Source organism: Enterococcus sp. DIV2419 (assembly GCF_051711865.1).
Lineage (GTDB): Bacteria > Bacillota > Bacilli > Lactobacillales > Enterococcaceae > Enterococcus > Enterococcus faecalis.
The window spans coordinates 227,501-245,973 of the sequence record NZ_JBIONS010000001.1 but is presented as its reverse complement, the minus strand read 5'-3'; the positions used below and the strand labels follow the sequence as shown (position 1 = coordinate 245,973).

At 40.7% G+C, this 18,473-nt stretch carries 14 protein-coding genes and 4 tRNA genes (1 of these 18 cut by a window edge); 1 reads left to right on the top strand and 17 read right to left on the bottom strand.

The genetic code is table 11. From position 1 onward, the window contains the following. Positions 1-82: 82 nt before the first annotated feature. The 13 genes from gor to IGI97_RS01125 form a co-directional block, all read right to left on the bottom strand. The gene (gor, locus tag IGI97_RS01185) at positions 83-1,432 is read right to left on the bottom strand and encodes a glutathione-disulfide reductase (RefSeq protein ID WP_010820365.1); all 1,350 of its coding nucleotides are present in this window, start codon (positions 1,430-1,432) and stop codon (positions 83-85) included. Between the two features lie 86 nt (positions 1,433-1,518). After that, positions 1,519-1,917 (bottom strand): hypothetical protein, encoded by a 399-nt coding sequence (locus IGI97_RS01180; RefSeq protein WP_002375430.1) that lies wholly within the window; start codon positions 1,915-1,917, stop codon positions 1,519-1,521. Between the two features lie 74 nt (positions 1,918-1,991). After that, positions 1,992-3,545: a hydantoinase/oxoprolinase N-terminal domain-containing protein gene (locus tag IGI97_RS01175; RefSeq protein ID WP_438737820.1), complete on the bottom strand. Its 1,554-nt coding sequence runs from the start codon at positions 3,543-3,545 to the stop codon at positions 1,992-1,994. Continuing rightward, positions 3,546-4,640, bottom strand: coding sequence for a DUF917 domain-containing protein (locus IGI97_RS01170; RefSeq protein WP_438737818.1), 1,095 nt, complete (start codon positions 4,638-4,640; stop codon positions 3,546-3,548). Positions 4,641-4,659: 19 nt separating this feature from the next. Beyond that, positions 4,660-5,934, bottom strand: coding sequence for a cytosine permease (locus tag IGI97_RS01165; RefSeq protein ID WP_289865711.1), 1,275 nt, complete (start codon positions 5,932-5,934; stop codon positions 4,660-4,662). A 134-nt stretch (positions 5,935-6,068) separates the two neighbouring features. Beyond that, complete coding sequence (locus tag IGI97_RS01160; protein ID WP_126254840.1) at positions 6,069-7,631, bottom strand: PucR family transcriptional regulator; 1,563 nt, start codon at positions 7,629-7,631, stop codon at positions 6,069-6,071. 23 nt (positions 7,632-7,654) lie between these two features. Beyond that, entirely contained in the window at positions 7,655-8,902 is a 1,248-nt protein-coding gene (locus tag IGI97_RS01155) for a peptidase U32 family protein (protein WP_002368523.1), read from the bottom strand. 27 nt (positions 8,903-8,929) lie between these two features. Then, the gene (locus tag IGI97_RS01150; protein WP_002354722.1) at positions 8,930-9,850 is read right to left on the bottom strand and encodes a peptidase U32 family protein; all 921 of its coding nucleotides are present in this window, start codon (positions 9,848-9,850) and stop codon (positions 8,930-8,932) included. 180 nt (positions 9,851-10,030) lie between these two features. Next, positions 10,031-11,065 (bottom strand): FUSC family protein, encoded by a 1,035-nt coding sequence (locus IGI97_RS01145; protein WP_002354721.1) that lies wholly within the window; start codon positions 11,063-11,065, stop codon positions 10,031-10,033. A 217-nt stretch (positions 11,066-11,282) separates the two neighbouring features. Continuing rightward, positions 11,283-13,778 (bottom strand): ATP-dependent Clp protease ATP-binding subunit, encoded by a 2,496-nt coding sequence (locus tag IGI97_RS01140; protein ID WP_010821975.1) that lies wholly within the window; start codon positions 13,776-13,778, stop codon positions 11,283-11,285. Between the two features lie 2 nt (positions 13,779-13,780). Next, positions 13,781-14,248: a CtsR family transcriptional regulator gene (locus IGI97_RS01135; RefSeq protein ID WP_002354715.1), complete on the bottom strand. Its 468-nt coding sequence runs from the start codon at positions 14,246-14,248 to the stop codon at positions 13,781-13,783. Positions 14,249-14,552: 304 nt separating this feature from the next. Next, on the bottom strand, positions 14,553-15,782 hold the full coding sequence (locus IGI97_RS01130; RefSeq protein WP_438737814.1) for an aminotransferase class I/II-fold pyridoxal phosphate-dependent enzyme: 1,230 nt from the start codon (positions 15,780-15,782) through the stop codon (positions 14,553-14,555). Then, the gene (locus IGI97_RS01125) at positions 15,760-17,067 is read right to left on the bottom strand and encodes a PTS sugar transporter subunit IIC (protein ID WP_010710020.1); all 1,308 of its coding nucleotides are present in this window, start codon (positions 17,065-17,067) and stop codon (positions 15,760-15,762) included. The genes IGI97_RS01130 and IGI97_RS01125 overlap by 23 nt, the downstream gene beginning before the upstream one ends. A 145-nt stretch (positions 17,068-17,212) precedes the next feature. Between IGI97_RS01125 and IGI97_RS01120 the strand changes: the two genes are divergently transcribed. Next, positions 17,213-18,070, top strand: coding sequence for a MurR/RpiR family transcriptional regulator (locus IGI97_RS01120; RefSeq protein ID WP_002354705.1), 858 nt, complete (start codon positions 17,213-17,215; stop codon positions 18,068-18,070). Between the two features lie 45 nt (positions 18,071-18,115). Here IGI97_RS01120 and IGI97_RS01115 read toward each other — a convergent pair. The 4 genes from IGI97_RS01115 to IGI97_RS01100 all read right to left on the bottom strand — a co-directional run. Beyond that, positions 18,116-18,189: transfer RNA gene (locus IGI97_RS01115), tRNA-Pro, on the bottom strand. An 89-nt stretch (positions 18,190-18,278) separates the two neighbouring features. Continuing rightward, a tRNA-Arg gene (locus IGI97_RS01110) sits at positions 18,279-18,352 on the bottom strand. Between the two features lie 14 nt (positions 18,353-18,366). Then, positions 18,367-18,452 (bottom strand) — tRNA-Leu (locus IGI97_RS01105). Positions 18,453-18,467: 15 nt separating this feature from the next. After that, a tRNA-Gly gene (locus IGI97_RS01100) sits at positions 18,468-18,473 on the bottom strand (it continues 66 nt past the right edge of the window).

Genomic DNA, 18,473 nt, shown 5'->3' with positions numbered 1-18,473 from the left:
TTTACGAATCCAATAGTATAACTCGTGTATTCAAAAAAGAGCGTTGCATCAGCAACGCTCTTTTTTGGGGTCTATTCGCCTTTTATCGCATTGTTACAAATTCTTCTGAGCCTGTTGGATGAATCGCAACAGTATTATCAAAATCTGCTTTGGTCGCGCCCATTTTAATAGCGACTGCAAAGCCTTGTAGCATTTCGTCAACACCGATGCCGATGCCATGCAAACCGACAATTTTTTCTTCTTTGCCGACACAGATTAATTTCATGTCGCATTTTTGACGGTATTCTCCTAAAGCGAAATACATTGGTGTAAAGCTAGAGCGATAGATTTTCACTTGGTCTTCACCATATTCTTCAAGCGCTGCTTTTTCCGTCAAGCCAATTGTCGCAACTGGTGGATGGGTAAAGACCACCGTTGGTACCAAGTTATAATCCAAATATAAATCGGTTTGTCCGTTAAATAAGCGTTCAGACAGGCGCCGACCAGCGGCAATCGCGACTGGCGTTAAGTCGATTTTCCCAATGACATCGCCGACTGCGTAGATGCCATTTTGCGTGGTATTTTGGAATTTATCTACTTTGACGTAGCCTTTTTCATCAAGGGCTACTTTCGTATTTTCTAAGCCTAATTGATCCGTGTTCGGCTGACGGCCTGTCCCGAAAATCACGGCATCTGTCGTGATTGATTCACCATTTTCAAATGTAATAACGTACTCATTCTGCGCCGTTTTTTCAATTTTAGCTGGTGTTGCATTCGGATGAATTTGCATGCCCATTTCTTGATAGCGTTCTACGACTTTTTCAGAAAGCATGTCATCAAAGCTTCGTAATGGTCGTTCATGACGGAAGGCCCAATGTGTTTCCGCGCCTAAGCCATGTAAGGTTCCTGCTAATTCGGCTGCGATGTAACCTGCACCGACAAAGACCACACGTTCTGGCATTTCTTCTAACGCAAAGAAGCCGTTTGAATCTAAGGCATATTCTTCTCCTGGAATACCTAGTTTTTTCGGACGACCACCTGTCGCGATTAAAATGTGCGGCGCCGTATATTCTGTCCCATTGACTTCAATTGTTTGCTCCCCAGTAAACGTAGCGTAACCATGGATACGTTCAATGTTGTTACTGTCTAAACCACGATTATACGCACCATGTAAGAAGTCGATATATTTTTCACGATTTTCAACTAATTGTTTAAAGCTAAAATTTTTGATTTCAACATCAAACCCGTAGCCTGCTGTGTCTCTTTCCATCATTTCCATCATGCTGCTGGCTTGCCACATGACTTTTTTAGGCACACAACCAACGTTGACACAGGTCCCACCAATTTCGTTGCCCTCAATTAAAAGGACGTTAGCTCCGTGCATTCCTGCGCGGTTAGCAGAAGCAATCCCGCCACTACCGCCACCAATAACAATATAATCATAGGTTTTCATTTATTCTGGCTCCCTTTCAATTTGAACTTTCTCCCTTATTATCGCAAAAAATAGCAAAAAAAGACAGTCGTATTACTTACTTTTGTTTAGTTTTCTGCTGCTTCTGTTTCATGGATTCGTTCCGTAAAAGCACTGGGGGAAAGGAATTCAATCGTAGCATTGTCGAAGGGAATTCCTAAATCTTCTTTCGTTACGTTTGGATTCATTGTAATGACGTAAAGTGTTTTGCCTAAGGAAAGTGCAATCCCAATTTCTAAATAACTTAGTCGGTCAAAGTCACCATTAATAAAAACGTAGGTTGCTTCGTGAAGATACCGTTTTATCACTTCAATATCTGTAAACATTCCGGTTTGAACACAATCGGCTAACCCGAAGCCCACACCCCCCGCACAGCCATGCTCATCTTCAAACAGCTGAGGATCTACCAAAAGGTCCGTTTGAATACGAGGGTTTTGACCAATTTGGTAGGCGAATAATTTAGCCATAGTTATTCCTCCTTCTTTTTCTTTTACTATAGCACAAAAAGGAAACCCTCATATGCCAGAGGATTTCCTTTCTTTTAATACATATTCCCAACCACTTTTACTCGTAAGCGGGTTGCATTTTCTGGATGATAGGCGAGTGGTGTTTCTTCCACCTCGACTAACTCGATTGTGCCAGGAACTGCACCCGCAAGTTCAGCTTGTTGGACGGCTTTTTCTTGGGCATCGGCCAACGCCGCGTCTCGTTGGATTTTTGAATAGACATAAATTTGTTCGTATTGTCCGCTAATCTGAGCGATAGAGGCACCGATGGCATTCGCCACTGCCCCGTTTTCGTTGCGAATTAGCGCTTTAACGCCTGTCAATTCTTCGGGGATGATAATACTTCCACCACCAACTAAAACGACCGTCACGTCTGCAGAACTGGTTTTCATGCGATCAATCGCTTCACTGACCAATTCGCCAATTTTTTGGTACACTTTTTCCGCAAACGCTTGGTCTAAATGAGCCACTTTACTAGAATCACCAACTTGGGCATGGCCTAAGCGAACCGCAATATCAGTGGTCGTTAATTGTGTGCCGCCAAAAACAAGGGCCTCTTGTGTAATACGGTAGCCGACACTATCGGGGCCAACTGTCACAGAACCATCTGGTTGTTCACGCACTAGACTGCCGCCGCCGACACCGATTGACACGATATCTGGCATTCTAAAATTGGTCCGTACTCCGCCAACATCAACGGCCAGTGAAGATTCTCTTGGAAAGCCATCCACTAACACGCCAATGTCTGACGTTGTGCCACCAACATCTAAAACAACCGCATCTTTCAAACCAGCTAAGTAAGAAGCGCCACGAATACTATTTGTTGGTCCACAAGCAATGGTTAAAATAGGAAACTGTTTGGCATACGTTAACGACATTAACGTACCATCATTTTGACATAAGTACACTTGGGCGTGATGAATTTTTTCTTGTTCTAAGGCTTGTTCAAAGCCTTCGCTGGTCACTTTAATTACTTTGTGCAACGCAGCATTCAAAATTGTCGCATTTTCCCGTTCAATTAAACCGACAGACCCAATCATTGAGGAACAAGATACAGGAACATCTGCCCCTAACACTTCCTTCGCAAGTGCTTGAACAAACAATTCTTGGTCATTTTTTAAAGAAGAAAAAACGCCAATTACTGCGATTGCTTCTACTTCTCCTCGCCAAGAGGCCAAAATCCCACGTAATTCTTCTTCGTCCAGTGCAGTCAATGGTTGTCCATCATATTCGTAGCCGCCATGTGCTAAAGCATACGTTTCTGAAAGAGTGTCCACTAAATCCTTGGGCCAAGCTGTGTAAGGCAAGACCGAAGCGGTTGCTGGATAGCCCAAACGAAGGACCCCAACTTTTGCTAATTTTTTTCGCTCAACAATGGCATTCGTACATTGGGTCGTGCCCAACATTGCATGTGTGACTTTGGTTGGGTCCACTGCTGATTCTGCCAAGACTTTATTTAAGGCACCGGCAATCCCTGTTTGAATATCATCGGTTGTTGGAACTTTCACTGAATGAATCAAGTTTAATTGATGATCTAAAATAACAGCATCTGTATTTGTGCCGCCGACATCGATACCGATTTTATACATTTATTTGTCCTCCTTCGCTACTAAGTTTTCTAGTGGTTGATAATCCATTTCGTAGCCGAAATACCGAGGACCCACTGTTTCGATACCTTTTTTCGTTCGCCAAGCGGCATTCGCTTTCAAGCCCATTACTTGGACACGTTTGCCGTATTTCAAGCTTTCTGTTGTCACAGGCGTTAAAGTTTCTAAATCTACCATACAAATCAAATCAGGCGTCATCGCAATCACCTGACCATCTTTCTCGGCAATTAAATTTTCATTTTGAAAATGGACGACTGCTTCTGAACCAGCATCACTGTTTAAGCCACTCAATTTGACACGTCCCAAATTGAAGCCACCTTTTACTTCTCGTTCCACATCTAGAATTTTTCCTTGGAACAATTCAAAGCCATACGTAACTTCTACTAATGCTTGGCGTTTTTCTTGTTCATCTGCATAGGTACCTCGAATCACTTTGCCAATTTCTTCTGATAATGTCACGATGTTGTGAATACCATAGTCTTGTAATTGTTTGCCTGTCGCGGGATAAATGCTCACTAAAGCACTGGCGCCCATTTCAACCGTTTGAACACGAGCAAGACGTTCTGTCCAAGTATTATCAATCGTTTCCATAATGCCAATATTTCCTTTTTCATCGGTAATTGCCATAGGGGTCGCTGACATCCCATTCAAATGGAACGTTACCATAGGCAATTCTGGAAAGGCCCGCCCCATACCATCACAATCCACCAAGGGAATGCCTAGCTTCGCTGCAACAACAATTGGAATCATTGAATTGACGCCCCCAGCTTCCATTGGAAAGGTTCCCGCAATCGTTTCTTGGTCTAAATATTTTCCTAACTTCTCAAAGACACGGACGAATTCGTCGCCTTTGGGAAATTTTTCAATTGCGACAGATGGGGCACCCATCATTGCGGCGGGTAGGAAAAAATCCTCCGCGGCAATTTCTTCTGGAGAAACCAGTTTGACAGGTCCGTTTTCTTCGATGGCGGACAAAGCCATCATTTTACCAATGTAGGGATCACCGCCACCTCCTGTCCCTAAAAAAGCTGCTCCTGTAGCTATATTCTCAATTGCTTCTGCATCTAAATAACGCATTCTCCGACACTCCTCTTCTTCATTCCATTTCTAATGATTCGGTGTTCGTCTGTTGACGTTTTGCACCGAAATAATAAATAACAAACGATAAAACAATGCCAATTAGCGGTTGGTTAGGCAATTGAGGGGCATTGGGAAAGAAACTCATAATCACCGGAATGCCCCCCACTGCAGCACCAATTAGCCATGAAAAAACACCTAATTTATTCACGCCAGGCGTTGGCTGCCATTTGGTTCGATCACCTTTGTTAATCAACCAATAGGCAGCAATCATTACACCAGCCACTGGTGGAACCATCGCAGAAAGGACAGACATAATCGGCGTAAAGTAATTTAAAATCCCCACGACTGCTAATAAGGTTCCAATGGCGCCGGCCGCACCGACAGCGACTTTTTCTTTTTCTTTTGGAATATCAAAGACATTAATCAAGGCCAGTCCGCCAGAAAAAGCATTCACGGCATTCGTGGTCCAAGTTGCTAAAATTAGCGCAATAATTCCTAAAAATGGAAAACCGAGATTCATAAAAACTTCCGTGATATCTGCGGTGTTCGAAGCAATGGTCAAGACCGCACCAACGCCAATCATCAACAAGCCTGTCGGTAAAATCCCTAAGGTGGCCGCTTTAACCACATCTTTACGAGAAGAAACATATTGAGAGTAATCTCCAGCAATTACTGCGCCTAATGCAAAAGAACCGACAGTCATTGAAAGACCTGACATAAAGCTTCCTGCTGTTTGAGGTGTATATTGACTAACAGCTTCCCAACCGTTGTTTCTTAACGAAGCCACCAAGCCATAAAGACAAACCAGAACTAACACAGGAACCGCAAAATAATTCAGAATTTTCAATATTTTTATGCCATAAAGAGCCGAAATAAGCATGATAATTCCCCAGATTAAGGAAGAAAGCGACACAGGTAAATCAATGCCGTAAATTTTTAAAAAGTTCGTGAAGGCGCCGCCGCTGACATTGGCTTGCAAACCAAACCAACCTAAGCAAGCAATCGCTAGAATAATGGAAATAATCTTTTGCGAACCTTGAATGCCAAACACTTGAGAAGCGACTTTGACAGAAGGTTCTTGTAAGTCGGAACTTTGAATTCCTTGTAAAATCATTAAAATAACAATAATACCGTAACCAATAAATCCTGTTAACAAAGCTTCCCATAAAGGCATGCCTGCAACTAACGTTCCTCCAATAATTAATCCTGGCACGCTAATCATTGCGCCCGCCCAAACAAATGCTAAGCTAAGCCACGATTGTTGTTGCTCGTTTTTTAATTTCATTCTCATTCCTCCTTAATTATTTTTTCAATTATAACGAAAAATCAGTCATAGGTCTTTTTCAAATTGAAAAAAATATCGAGGAAGTTTTGGCTTAAAATAAAAAAGCAGACAAATCGGCTACTGCCGATTGTCTGCTTTTTTCATTCATTCGTGACCAAGCGATATAAGATCATCGCCAAATAGACTTCATAGGCTTCGGCGGCGTTAGTCATATCATAGCCGAGCGCTTCATTAATTTTACTGATACGATATTTGACCGTATTTTTATGAACAAATAGGCGTTCGCCGCATTCTTTAAAATCACTACTTGCATCTAGTAAAAACGTCCCTAATGTCATTAACTGCTCTGATTCTTTTAAGAGAGGTTGGATAACTGCTAAGCGTTGTTGGATTGCTTCTTCTCCTGCTTGGAGACACGTCATCATTTGTTGAACTGTACGAATTTCCGCGATTGATAACACTTTTCTTTGTGGATAGACGCGCTTTAAAAACGGCGCGACTTGATTAGCGGTTTGGTAGCTGACACGCACTTCAGTCGTGTTACGAACTTTCGGACAAAGGATGATTTCACCTAAATAGTCCTGATAGTCTGTGGCTTGCAAGTATTCTTTACTAATCGTGGCTTCAGGCTGTTTGTGTAAATAATTACCTAAGAGAACAATCAGGTAATTTTCTGTTTGCTGGACAATCGTTGTTTGGTAATAGTAACGTAGGAAATCTTTCAAATCTTGCTGAATAGCGTGGATTTCTTGTCCTTGTTGCCAAATGGGCAAAAGCCACATCGTTTCGACAGAAGAAATATTAATCATTAATTTTTTGGCTAATTGGTACATCTTATCACTTTCATCGTTAATGATTGCTTGGACTAAGGCATACTCACTGACTTCGTCATAGTTTTTCCCCCATAAATTCAGAGCCATCTGAACGACTTCCACCGCTTGATTCATCTCAAAAGAGGTTAACTGCTCTTCTTCTCGAATGAAGTAAAGCTTCAATGTTTGTCCATCTTTCTGAGGAAGTTTTTGCGAGGTAATGAAGTAGGTCGTTTCTCCCAGCGCTACTTTCTCTTGTGATTGATAAAGTAACTTGGTTAAGGGCAATTTCGTGCTTCGCGGCCAATTGATGGTGCTGATGATTTCATTGGTATAGGTGGTTAACGCAATATTGACTTTTAAAAAATCGGATAGGATTTTCAAGGTCATTTCCACACTGCGGTTTTGTTCAGGCAAAAGGGAAACTTTTTCCAAGAGGTCCGTTGCAAAAGAAGTCATTTTATTTTTATTGACTAACAATTTCATGACTTCATAGATGACTTCGTTATAGCGTAATGTGGGATCGTTTTTAGGCATTTGGATTAAAATAAAACCTAAAGAATCCGCTAATTGAATCACTTCCTCTGCAACTTTCGGTACGATAATCCCGACGTAGTACAAGATTAGGCCTACTTCGCCTAATTCATGGAGATGCCGAATCGTTTCACATTGCTTCACCACATCATGACGAATGGCACAAAATGAACCAATCAAAATTTCGCCAGCATGGTATTCATTTGTTTTGTGAAGTTTTTCCGAAAACAAAGACATATCAGAGACTTCTAAAAAAGAAAGAGAAGCAACAGATGTGTCCAATTGGTTTTTACCAGAAAGTACCGTTGCTTCTCGCAAAGACGGTAATTTTAATAAATCATTCACGCGGACACTCATATTTACTCCTCCTTTTGGCTGGTTTATTTTTTCTTACGAATCATATCGCCGACTGCAACAGGTTGCGTCACTTCCATTGTTAATAACATCATGGGATTAGGTGCCCGATCGATCGCTTCACCGTCTTCATTATACATCTCTTTAACGGTTTGGTGGAAATGGGTAAACCCGGGACCATAAAATTCAATTTCATCGCCGACACTGAAAAGGTTCCGTTGACGAATTGTCGCGACTTGCGTCTTTTCGTTGTACGCAATCACTTCGCCAACAAATTTATATTGTGGAATTTTACGACGTTCGCCGAATAATTGTTCATTTTCACTTGGTGTATTGTAATAAAATCCAGTTGCTAATTCACGTTGTGCTACTTTCCATAATTCATCAATCCACTCTTGTTGGCAGACATAGTTTTCAGGATCTTCCATGTAAGAATCGACGGCTTTTTTATACACATTAGCGACTGTCGAAACATAGTGAATGGATTTCATGCGGCCTTCAATTTTAAAACTATCGACACCATTTTCAATTAATTCTGGAATATGTTCAATCATAGACATATCTACGGCACTCATTGAAAACTCTTCTTCAACTTCCCCTTCACTGGTTTTGCTCCGACGTTCTGTCCCAAAAGGCATATCAAATAACTCATATTTCCAGCGACAAGATTGAGAACAACCGCCACGATTGGCATCCCGCATCGACATATGATTGGACAAAGTACAACGTCCTGAATATGAAATACACATTGCTCCATGAATAAAGGCTTCAATCTCAATGTCCGTATTTTCACGAATCGCTGCAACTTCCTCCATTGAAACTTCGCGCGCTAAAACCACACGTTCTAAGCCTTCATTTTTCCAAAATTCTAATGTTTCATAGTTGGTTGCTGAAGCTTGTGTCGATAAATGGATAGGTAAACCTGGTGCTTCTGTCGCACAAATTTCGATTAAAGCTGGATCGGAAACAATCACAGCTGAAATTCCGATGTCTCGCAATTCTCTGAAAAACGCTCCTGCCCCTTCCTGGTTTCCTTCATGAGTGACCATATTGGCAGCGACATAAACTTTCGCATTATGTTCGCGGGCAAAGGCTACGCCTTCCGCCATTTCTTCTGGCGTGAAATTTCCTGCGCGGCTACGCAGACCGTAGGCATTCCCTCCGATATAAACGGCATCGGCACCGTAACGAATTGCGACTTTTAGTTTTTCTAGCGTCCCGGCTGGAGCCAACACCTCGGGACGCTTCAATGTTCGTTCTGTCATTACTTTCATGTTCTTCTTCCCCTTAAATGAATCAATTTATTTTATTGCATCGGCACTTAAATCAAAGAAACCATTGTCTAAGCCACGACCTGTTGGATGTAATTTTTCAATTTCAGCTGTTGCATGAGCTGCTTGATCTTCTGACCAAGTTCCCGCTTCAAGTGCTGCTTTCGCTTCAGCAAATAAGCGAGCAATCGCGACAAAATTTTCACCTGGCGTGTAAAGGCCATCGAGCTTCCATGTGCGATAGTGATGGTCATACAAGTTTGTTAACTCATTCATCAAGTTCACATCGTTATTGGCAAAAATATGCGTACCATGACTATCTTCATAAATGGAATAGTGGGTTTCTGGTTTTTTGGGTTCAGAAATAAACAGCCCTTCGTCTTTCGTAACCCCTTTGTCGTTCTTTGTGTAATTGTAGTAATTTTGAATTAATGGGCGTTTCGATTGATGAATACACGTCGCCCCATAGACAAGAATTTCAGCTGGAACTGCTAAGTTTTCTTCCATTGCGACCATTTCTTCAAAAGGTACTTCCCGAGCTAGAACAGCTCCGATGGCTCCTCGTTTACTCCAAAAATTGATTTGACGTGAGCTCGTTACTAAGGTTTCGCCATCATAAACGTAAGGAATTTCTAATCCATCTCGTTGCATAATAAACACAATACCCGGATCACCCAAAGTAATTTTATCGACGTTGATTTCTTTTAAAAATGTCAGATACTCTGGGACTAATTTCATTTTTTCAGGGTGCATAATGCCATTTACTGCAACTAGCACTTGTTTGCCCATTTCATGTGCACGTTTCACAATCTCGCGTTGTTCATCTCGTGTAAAAGATACGGGCAAACGCAACCCGAATGTTTCTTCTCCAATATATAATGTATCCACACCTGTTGCGAGTAATTCTACAGCCTGCTCAACAGATTCTGCAGTTGCAATCAGTTCAATCATAAATATAGCCTCCTTCTTTATGACCGTTTAATAGTATCATACGTTCACAAACTTTAAAAGAGCCTATCTGTATTAAACGTACATTTTTCACAATGTTTCCGAAAAAATTTTGGTAGAGAAGCGCCATCCGCTTACCTACCAAATGCTCTTTTTTTTAATTACTGGTCATCTGTTCTTTGGTCACTCGTTCAAGTGATATTTTCGTTCATAAAACGTTACTACAACGGTGAATAGCCACGCTGCTGCTAAGCCTAACAAGCTGCCTAAAACAATCCCTAAAAAGCGGAATTGAATCAACGTTATCACGTACTGCTGACGAACGAGCAATGAAAGCATCAGAGCCATAGGCGTTGTGAAAAATTGCGCCAATCCATAATTACGACGAATAAAATACTCAACGGTCACAAATAAGATTGTAATCACGACAATCGATTCAAAAGTTGTCAAAGCTAAATTAAGCAGAAAAGCGGAAATAACCAATCCAATCGTTGTGCCAAAAATTCGCTGAATATTTCGCTGCTTAATCGCACGTAAATTGTCTCCTTGTAAAATGGATGCACAGGAAACGACTAGCCAATATGGATTCTGTAAATGTAAACTTTCGCTGATATATACAGCAAAAAATAAGACAAAGCTATAATATATGCTATCTAATGGCGCTTCTGGATGCCGATAAATTCGTTCCCGTAATGATCGCTTAGCTAGCGGGGCACTGATTTCCTTCTCTGTAAAATGCAACACTAGTGCAAACAAAATGGAAAAGCCAATGCCTAATAACATACAGCCACTCATGAACGGAATTTTTGCTAACGGAATGCTCGTACTGGCACCCATCGCTGTCACCATCACACCAAAGAAGGCCCCTGGTTTTGAAATATCGTAGACTTCAAAGAAAAAGCGGCCACCAAAACCGACCAGGGCAACAACAATGGGAATGAGCCATGCAATATGGGTCGATAACATGCCTAACAAATTTCCTAAAAAAAGGTAACTACCGACCACAGATAAACGAGTCATTAACTGTTTTAATGGTAGCGGCTGATAATATAAAAAAGTAAAAATACCTAACGAGCCAAAGCTTGAAATCAATAATTGATGATTGATATAGCCCAAAAAAAGAATGCTGAACATAACCAAGCCAGCAAACACTAGTCGAAAAGGATTATCCTTTGGACGTTGATAATGTAGTAATTCTCGAAAAAAAGATTGTTCCATTCCATCACCCCTCCTTATTAACGTAGCACAGAAAAATCAATCTGGCAATTCTCAAAAAGAAATCGCCACTGGAAAATAGAAAAAGGAGCGTGGGACAAAAATCACTTTGGATTTTTGCTCCACGCTCAAAAACTGATACACGGCGAGAACAGAAGCAACCCCTTCGGCTTATTTCTCGGAGTTAAACACTTCTGTCCCGACCTCCTTTGCATCTCATCTATACAGTTTGTAATTCTTTCGCTTCTGTTTTTGGTGCTTTTGGTGCCCGCACATTTAACGTAATTTTGCCTTTGCTAGCGCCTAAAGTTACTTTATCCCCTAACTGAATTTGACCAGAAAGAAGGGCTTCACTTAAACGATCTTCCACTTCTTTTTGCAAGGCCCGACGAATTGGACGTGCGCCATATTCTGGATCAAACCCGACTTTACCAATAACTTCAATTGCAGCTGGTGTGATTTTCACTTTAACCTCTTGTTCGGCCATCCGTTTCACGACAGATTGACTCATAATTTTCACGATTTCATGAATTTCCTCTTGTTTCAAGGAATGGAATACAACCGTTTCATCAATTCGGTTTAAGAATTCTGGACGGAAGGCTTTTTTCAATTCTTCCATGATTCGTTTTTGCATTAATTCATGATTTTTAGAAATGTCTTTCACATTGAAGCCGACATGTTTTTCTTCACGAATCGCTGTTGCCCCTAAATTGGAGGTCATGATTAAAATCGTGTTACGGAAATCGACTTTTCGTCCTTTGGCATCCGTTAAATGGCCATCATCTAAGACTTGTAATAAAATATTAAAGACATCTGGATGGGCTTTTTCTACTTCATCTAGCAAAATAACGGAATAAGGACGTTGACGAATTTTTTCAGTTAGTTGGCCGCCTTCTTCGTAGCCGACATAACCTGGAGGAGAACCGATTAAACGGCTAGTGCTGTATTTTTCCATAAACTCAGACATGTCCACGCGAATCAAAGCTTCTTCGCTGCCAAACATCGCTTCGGCTAAGGCTTTGGCAAGTTCCGTTTTCCCAACCCCTGTTGGTCCTAAGAACATGAAGGAACCAATCGGTCTTGCTGGGTCTTTCAAGCCACTACGCGCACGACGGATAGCGCGTGAAACAGCTTCAACTGCTTCATTTTGGCCAACGACCCGTTGATGTAAAATGGTTTCTAATTCCATCAATCGTTCGCTTTCTTTCTTCTCTAGCTGCTGCAAAGGAACGCCTGTCCATTGTGAAACGACTCCAGCCACATCTTCTTCTGTTACTTGCGTACTGTAACCAGACAGACTTTTTTCTTTCACTGCAATCAATTCTTCTAGTTTTTCCATCACTTGTTTTTCTTTTTGACGAATCCGAGCAGCACTTTCAAATGATTGGTTTTGAATGGCCTCTTCTTTTTCCGTAATTAATTGAGAAATTTCGGTACGCAATTCATTAATTTCTGAAGGTTGATCTGCCTTATCTAAACGAACTTTTGCTGCAGATTCGTCCATTAAATCAATTGCTTTATCTGGTAATTGGCGGTCATTTAAATAGCGAATCGATAATTGAACCGCTGCATGTAGAGCTTCATCTGTAATTTCTACGCCATGATGTTTTTCATAGCGTGAACGCAAGCCTTTTAGAATTTCTTCTGCTTCTTCTGGCGTTGGTTCTGCTACTTGAATACGGGCAAAACGACGTTCCAAAGCGGCATCTTTTTCAATATATTTTTGGTATTCATCCAGAGTTGTCGCACCAATTGTTTGCAACTCACCACGTGCTAAAGCAGGTTTTAAAATATTTGAAGCATCAATCGCCCCTTCTGCACCGCCAGCACCGATCAAGGTATGCAATTCGTCGATAAATAAAATGACTTGTCCATCTTGATAGATTTCATCGACAACTTTTTTCAAGCGATCTTCGAACTCACCTCGATATTTAGTTCCAGCAACCAAGGCACCCATGTCTAGCATCATTAAACGTTTGCCTTGCATATCTTCAGGGACTTCCCGGTTGACAATTTTCTGGGCTAAGCCTTCTGCTATCGCTGTTTTCCCAACACCTGGTTCACCGACTAGGACAGGATTGTTTTTGGTACGGCGACTCAAAATTTGAATCAAACGACGGACTTCGGTACCGCGACCAACTACTGGATCCAAGCTTTGTTCTCGTGCTAACTTGGTTAAATCTCTTGCTAAAGAATCCAATGTTGGCGTCCCTTGTGGCGCATTTTTATTTTGACCATTCCGACGACGTTGTGCGCTATTGGGTTCGGAAACGCCCATTTTTTTCAATAATAATTGACGCATTTTGGATAAGCTTAATCCTAAATTCACTAAAATTCTAGACGCTAAAATTTCTTCGTCTCTTAACAAGCCTAATAATAAATGCTCGGTACCAATCTTTTGAGCCCCTAAGCGCTTCGCTTCATCTCCCGCATAGGCAAAGATTTGTTTGGCTCTTGGTGAATAAGGTAAGTATAAGTTGTTATTCCCCATTGGACTTTGCATGGTGCCATAGCCACTTAAATGCTCAATTTCTTCACGGATGTCTTCTGTGTCAGTATTCAATTGTCGTAATGTTTTTCCGGCAATCCCATTTGGTTCTAAAACGAGTGCTAATAATAAATGCTCAGAACCGACGGATTGATGACGAAAATACTTCGCTTCTTCTTGGGCAATCGCCAGTACGGCTTTCGCACTTTCTGTAAATAGTTCATCCATAGTTATTCCTCCTCATAGCTCAAGCGCTCTAAAAATGAACGCATTATTTGAGCTCTTAGAAAATCTTCGTGATTCCCCAGACCATTCAATGTGCTTTTACTTAAAGCAGCTAGCATTAAATTGCCTTCCTTTTTCGTAATCACTTCTTCTTCATACAATGTTTGAATAAATGTTAGCGCATCTTTTTCTGTTAAGGTTGCGCCAATCAATTGATCCATTTGTTTTAGTAATTGATCGTTATCTGAAATTTGTACTTTGACAATGCGAATATAGCCGCCTCCACCACGTTTACTTTCAACTGCGTAGCCTCGTTGGATGGTAAAACGTGTATTAATTACATAGTTAATTTGTGAAGGAACGCAATTAAATAAATTAGCCATTTCCGCCCGACGGATTTCAATTTTATTACTTTCTTCTAAAATCTTTTTTAAATAAGCCTCGATTAAATCTGACGTATTTTGATTACTCATAGTCTTCCATCCTTCTTCTCTCTTGACTAATATTGACCATTATTATATCGAACTTTGCCTATTAAATAAAGAGGAACGCTTTGACTTTAATAAAAAAATGCAAAACAGGAGGAGCAACCTCAGTCAAACTGACTTAAGTTCCCCTCCTAAAATTGAAAATATGTTATTGAATCACAGAGGCTGAGACAAAAGTGTTTAGCTCCAAGAAATAAGAAGAAATTTCCGAAAATTGTTCTTTAATTTTTGGAGAATTTCGGCTTATTTCCGAAGGAGTTGCTTTTGTTCAGCTGATTATCTTAATGTCTCACAAAAGCGTTTCTTCGCCGTAGGCTTGATCCAAGGCTTGTTGAATATCTTCGATAATAGATGTTGGCTCTTCCAAACCAACGTACATGCGAATGTGCGCTGGCGACAAGCCTCTTTTCTGAACAGCCGCCAAGTTATTACCTTTGAATACAGGCAAAGCCAAACTTTCAAAGCCACCCCAACTGACCCCAATTGTGACCAGCGTCAATGCATTCACAAATGTTTTCAAACGTTCAAAATCGGTATCTTTTAAATCAATCGCAAACAATGAGCCATAACCTGTTAAATATTTTTCTGCTAACGCTTGTTGTTGTTGATTTCCTACAAAAGGATGATATAAGCGGCTGATTCGCGAATCCTTTTGCAAAGCCGTCAGCACCGTTTGGATGGCTTGAGACTGATGCGCCAAACGAACAGGCATGGTACGAATACCTCGTAACGCTAACCAAGAATTGAAGGGACTATTGACTGCGCCTAATGCTTGATGACCATGTTCAAAAATTTGATCTACAAGCGCTGCTTTGCCAATGACAGCCCCCGCTACAATATCCGAATGACCACCAATATATTTGGAACAAGAATGAATCACTAGGTCCACATTATGGCATAAAGGATGCTGAAATAACGGTGACGCCCACGTGTTATCAATGACAGTGTATGCGCCAATTTTTTGTGCTAACGCAGTTATTTTTTCTAAATCTAGCAGTTCAAACTTTTGTGAGGACGGACTTTCAAAGTAAATGACTTTGGTGTTTTCCTGAACAAATTGAAAAAGTTCTTCTGTTTCTGCAACGTCTACTTTGGTCAAGGATACGCCAAATTTCTCTAAATATTGCACAAACGAAACAGATTCTCCATAAATTGTATTGACCATTAAAACATGATCACCTTGTTGGAGCAACGTAAACAGCGTTGCCGAAATAGCGCCCATTCCTGAGGCAAAAACTTTACATTTTTCTCCACGTTCCAAACGAGCAATTTTTTTCTCTAAAATTTCTGTTGTGGGGTTGGTGCCACGTGTGTAAACATAATTATTTTTTTCATCCATACTCGCTGCCATAAATTCTTCGTAAGTTGGAAAATAAAAGGAAGAGGTTTGAACCAACTCGGGCACCATCGGATGATACATTTTTTCTATTCCTTTTTCCACTTCACAGCAAATATTTTCATCATTCTCAACATGCATTTCCTTCACTCCTCTTTCTCTACAATGTTTCTGGTACTTCATGGGCTTCTTCTTTTTGATATTGTCGATCTAAGGCTTTTACAAATGGATAATAAATAACGACACTAGCGGCAACAGCTAAAACTTGCGTCACTGCACCTTGCCATTTTCCCACTAAAAAGCCCGAAAACAGAAAGGGCGTAGCCCATGGTGCTTGAATGTTTGTAAACATTGGCATGAACCCAATTTTCATTGACAGAAAGGCAATCAAGACCGATACAATCGGCGCGACCGCAATCGGAATCAATAATAAAGGGTTAAAAATAACTGGGAGTCCAAAAATCAAGGGTTCATTAATGTTGAAAAATGCTGGAACAAACGAAATTTTCGACATGGCTTTCATTCTAGATGAATGTCCGACGATGGCCATTGCAATAGCCAAGCCAATCGTGCAACCAGCGCCTCCAATTGTGGCAAATTGATCGAGCATTTGGACCGTGCCAAAGTTGCCACTTTGAGCAGTTAATTGTCCTAATTCCGCTAAGCTTTGGTTTTTGTCTGCATTCGCATACAAAATAGGATATAGCATGGAATTGATGACAGTTGGATGAATTCCAAACCACCAGAACAGTCCATTTAAGCCAGCCACAATAATAATTGCAAAAGGGGTTCCGATTAAACCTTGCAGTGGCGCTTGAATCACCGCATAAATTAATTGCGGGAAGGAATCCGCAAACGAAAGCCCAATCCCATTAATCAATAAAGCCACCGCTACCACAAAAATCCCAGGAATCAATGCACTAAAAGCTTGGCTCACCATAGAAGGCACGCTTTCAGGCATTTTGATGACTAATTTTTTCTTAATACAGAAACGAGTCAATTCAACCGAAAGAATTGACATAATAATGGCCGTAATCACCCCTTGCGTTCCTAACCAATCAAACGATAAAACTTTCGTCACAACTTCGCCTGATTCAGTGGTCACCGTTTTCGGTAAAACGACTACGTAAGCAACAATGCCTAAAATTAATGAAGTTAAACGATCCATTTCGTAACTTTCCGCCAATTTATAGGACATCGTCCCAGCAAAAATAATTCCCATCATGTTGAAAGTTGCTCGATAAGCTGGTGAAATCATATCCGCCCAATCTGCACCGAAAATTCCAGCCATAAAATCGCCATACCCTGCTACTGGAAAATCTGTAATCAACATAAAAATCGACCCAATAATTGTTAACGGCATAATTGCAAAAAAACCATTTCTTAAGGCTTGAAAATAACGTAAACTTGTAATCCTTGAAACTTTAGGCACTACGGCTTGCTCCACCCAGTTTGTTAACTTATCCATTTCACTTCTCTCCTTAATCCTTTGTGATATCCTCATCATAAAGAAATCGCTTTCTGATGTAAATATGACTAACTGATTCTGTAACTATGTTTCATAATTCATACGCTTAAGGTATACTGAAAGCGAAACAAAGTACCACAGAGAGGTGAACCCATTGAATCTAATCGAATGTTTAGAACAAAAAGAACGCTATACATATAACGAAGGGCTAATTATTGATTTTATTTTATCTCATACTGAACGAGTCCTGCATATGTCGATTTATGAACTAGCAGAAGCCACCAACTCTTCAACCTCTACGATTGTTCGTTTGTGTAAAAAAACAGAGACTAGCGGTTTCAAAGAATTTAAAATCCGCTTGTCCCGCGACTTAGAAATTCACTACCAAGCAATCCGGAATGTTGATGCGAATATGCCTTTTTTAGCGCAAGATTCTGATTTACTAATTGCCAAGAAAATTGCGCAGTTAACGACTGAAACCGTTCAATCCACTCAACAGTTATTAACCGAGGCCATGTTAAATAAAAGCATTGATTTACTTTTAACCGCTGAAAATATTTTAGCAGTGGGTGTCAGTAACTCCTACATTCGCTTAACAGATTTTCAAACAAAGTTATTACGCATTCAGCTATTTATCCATTTAATCCCTTATCAAGCTGAACAATTTTATTTAGCCATCAATGCCACCAAAAATGACGTAGCCATCCTCGTCTCTTACAGTGGTAACACTGCAGAAATCGTAAATGAAGCACGGATTTTTGCAGAAGGAGGCACCCCGATTATTGCCATTACTTCAGACTTGAACAGCCAATTAGCTAAATACGCCACAGTGATTTTGCCCATTCCTAACGTTGAACATGCAGATTTCAAAGTCTCAACCTTTTCCTCTCAACTAGCCATCGAATATATTCTCAATGTCCTTTATTCCTGTATTTTTAGTCGCAATTTCGATAAGAATTACACATCACAAAAAAATACACCTACTTCGATACTTAAATTTTAAACAAAACAAAAAAACAGTACTGATGATCAGTACTGTTTTTCACAATCGGGAAGACAGGATTCGAACCTGCGACCCCTTGGTCCCAAACCAAGTGCTCTACCAAGCTGAGCTACTTCCCGGGCTATGAAGTTAAAGTAATAAAAAAAGACTATCGAATTAAAAAGAAACTCACGTGCACCTTTTTAAAACTTAGTCAATCACTCAACTATGCACCCAAAGGGAGTCGAACCCCTAACCTTTTGATTCGTAGTCAAACACTCTATCCAGTTGAGCTATGGGTGCTAAATATAAAACAATGCCGAGGACCGGAATCGAACCGGTACGGTGATCACTCACCGCAGGATTTTAAGTCCTGTGCGTCTGCCAGTTCCGCCACCCCGGCGTAATGAATTGGCTAAGCGGA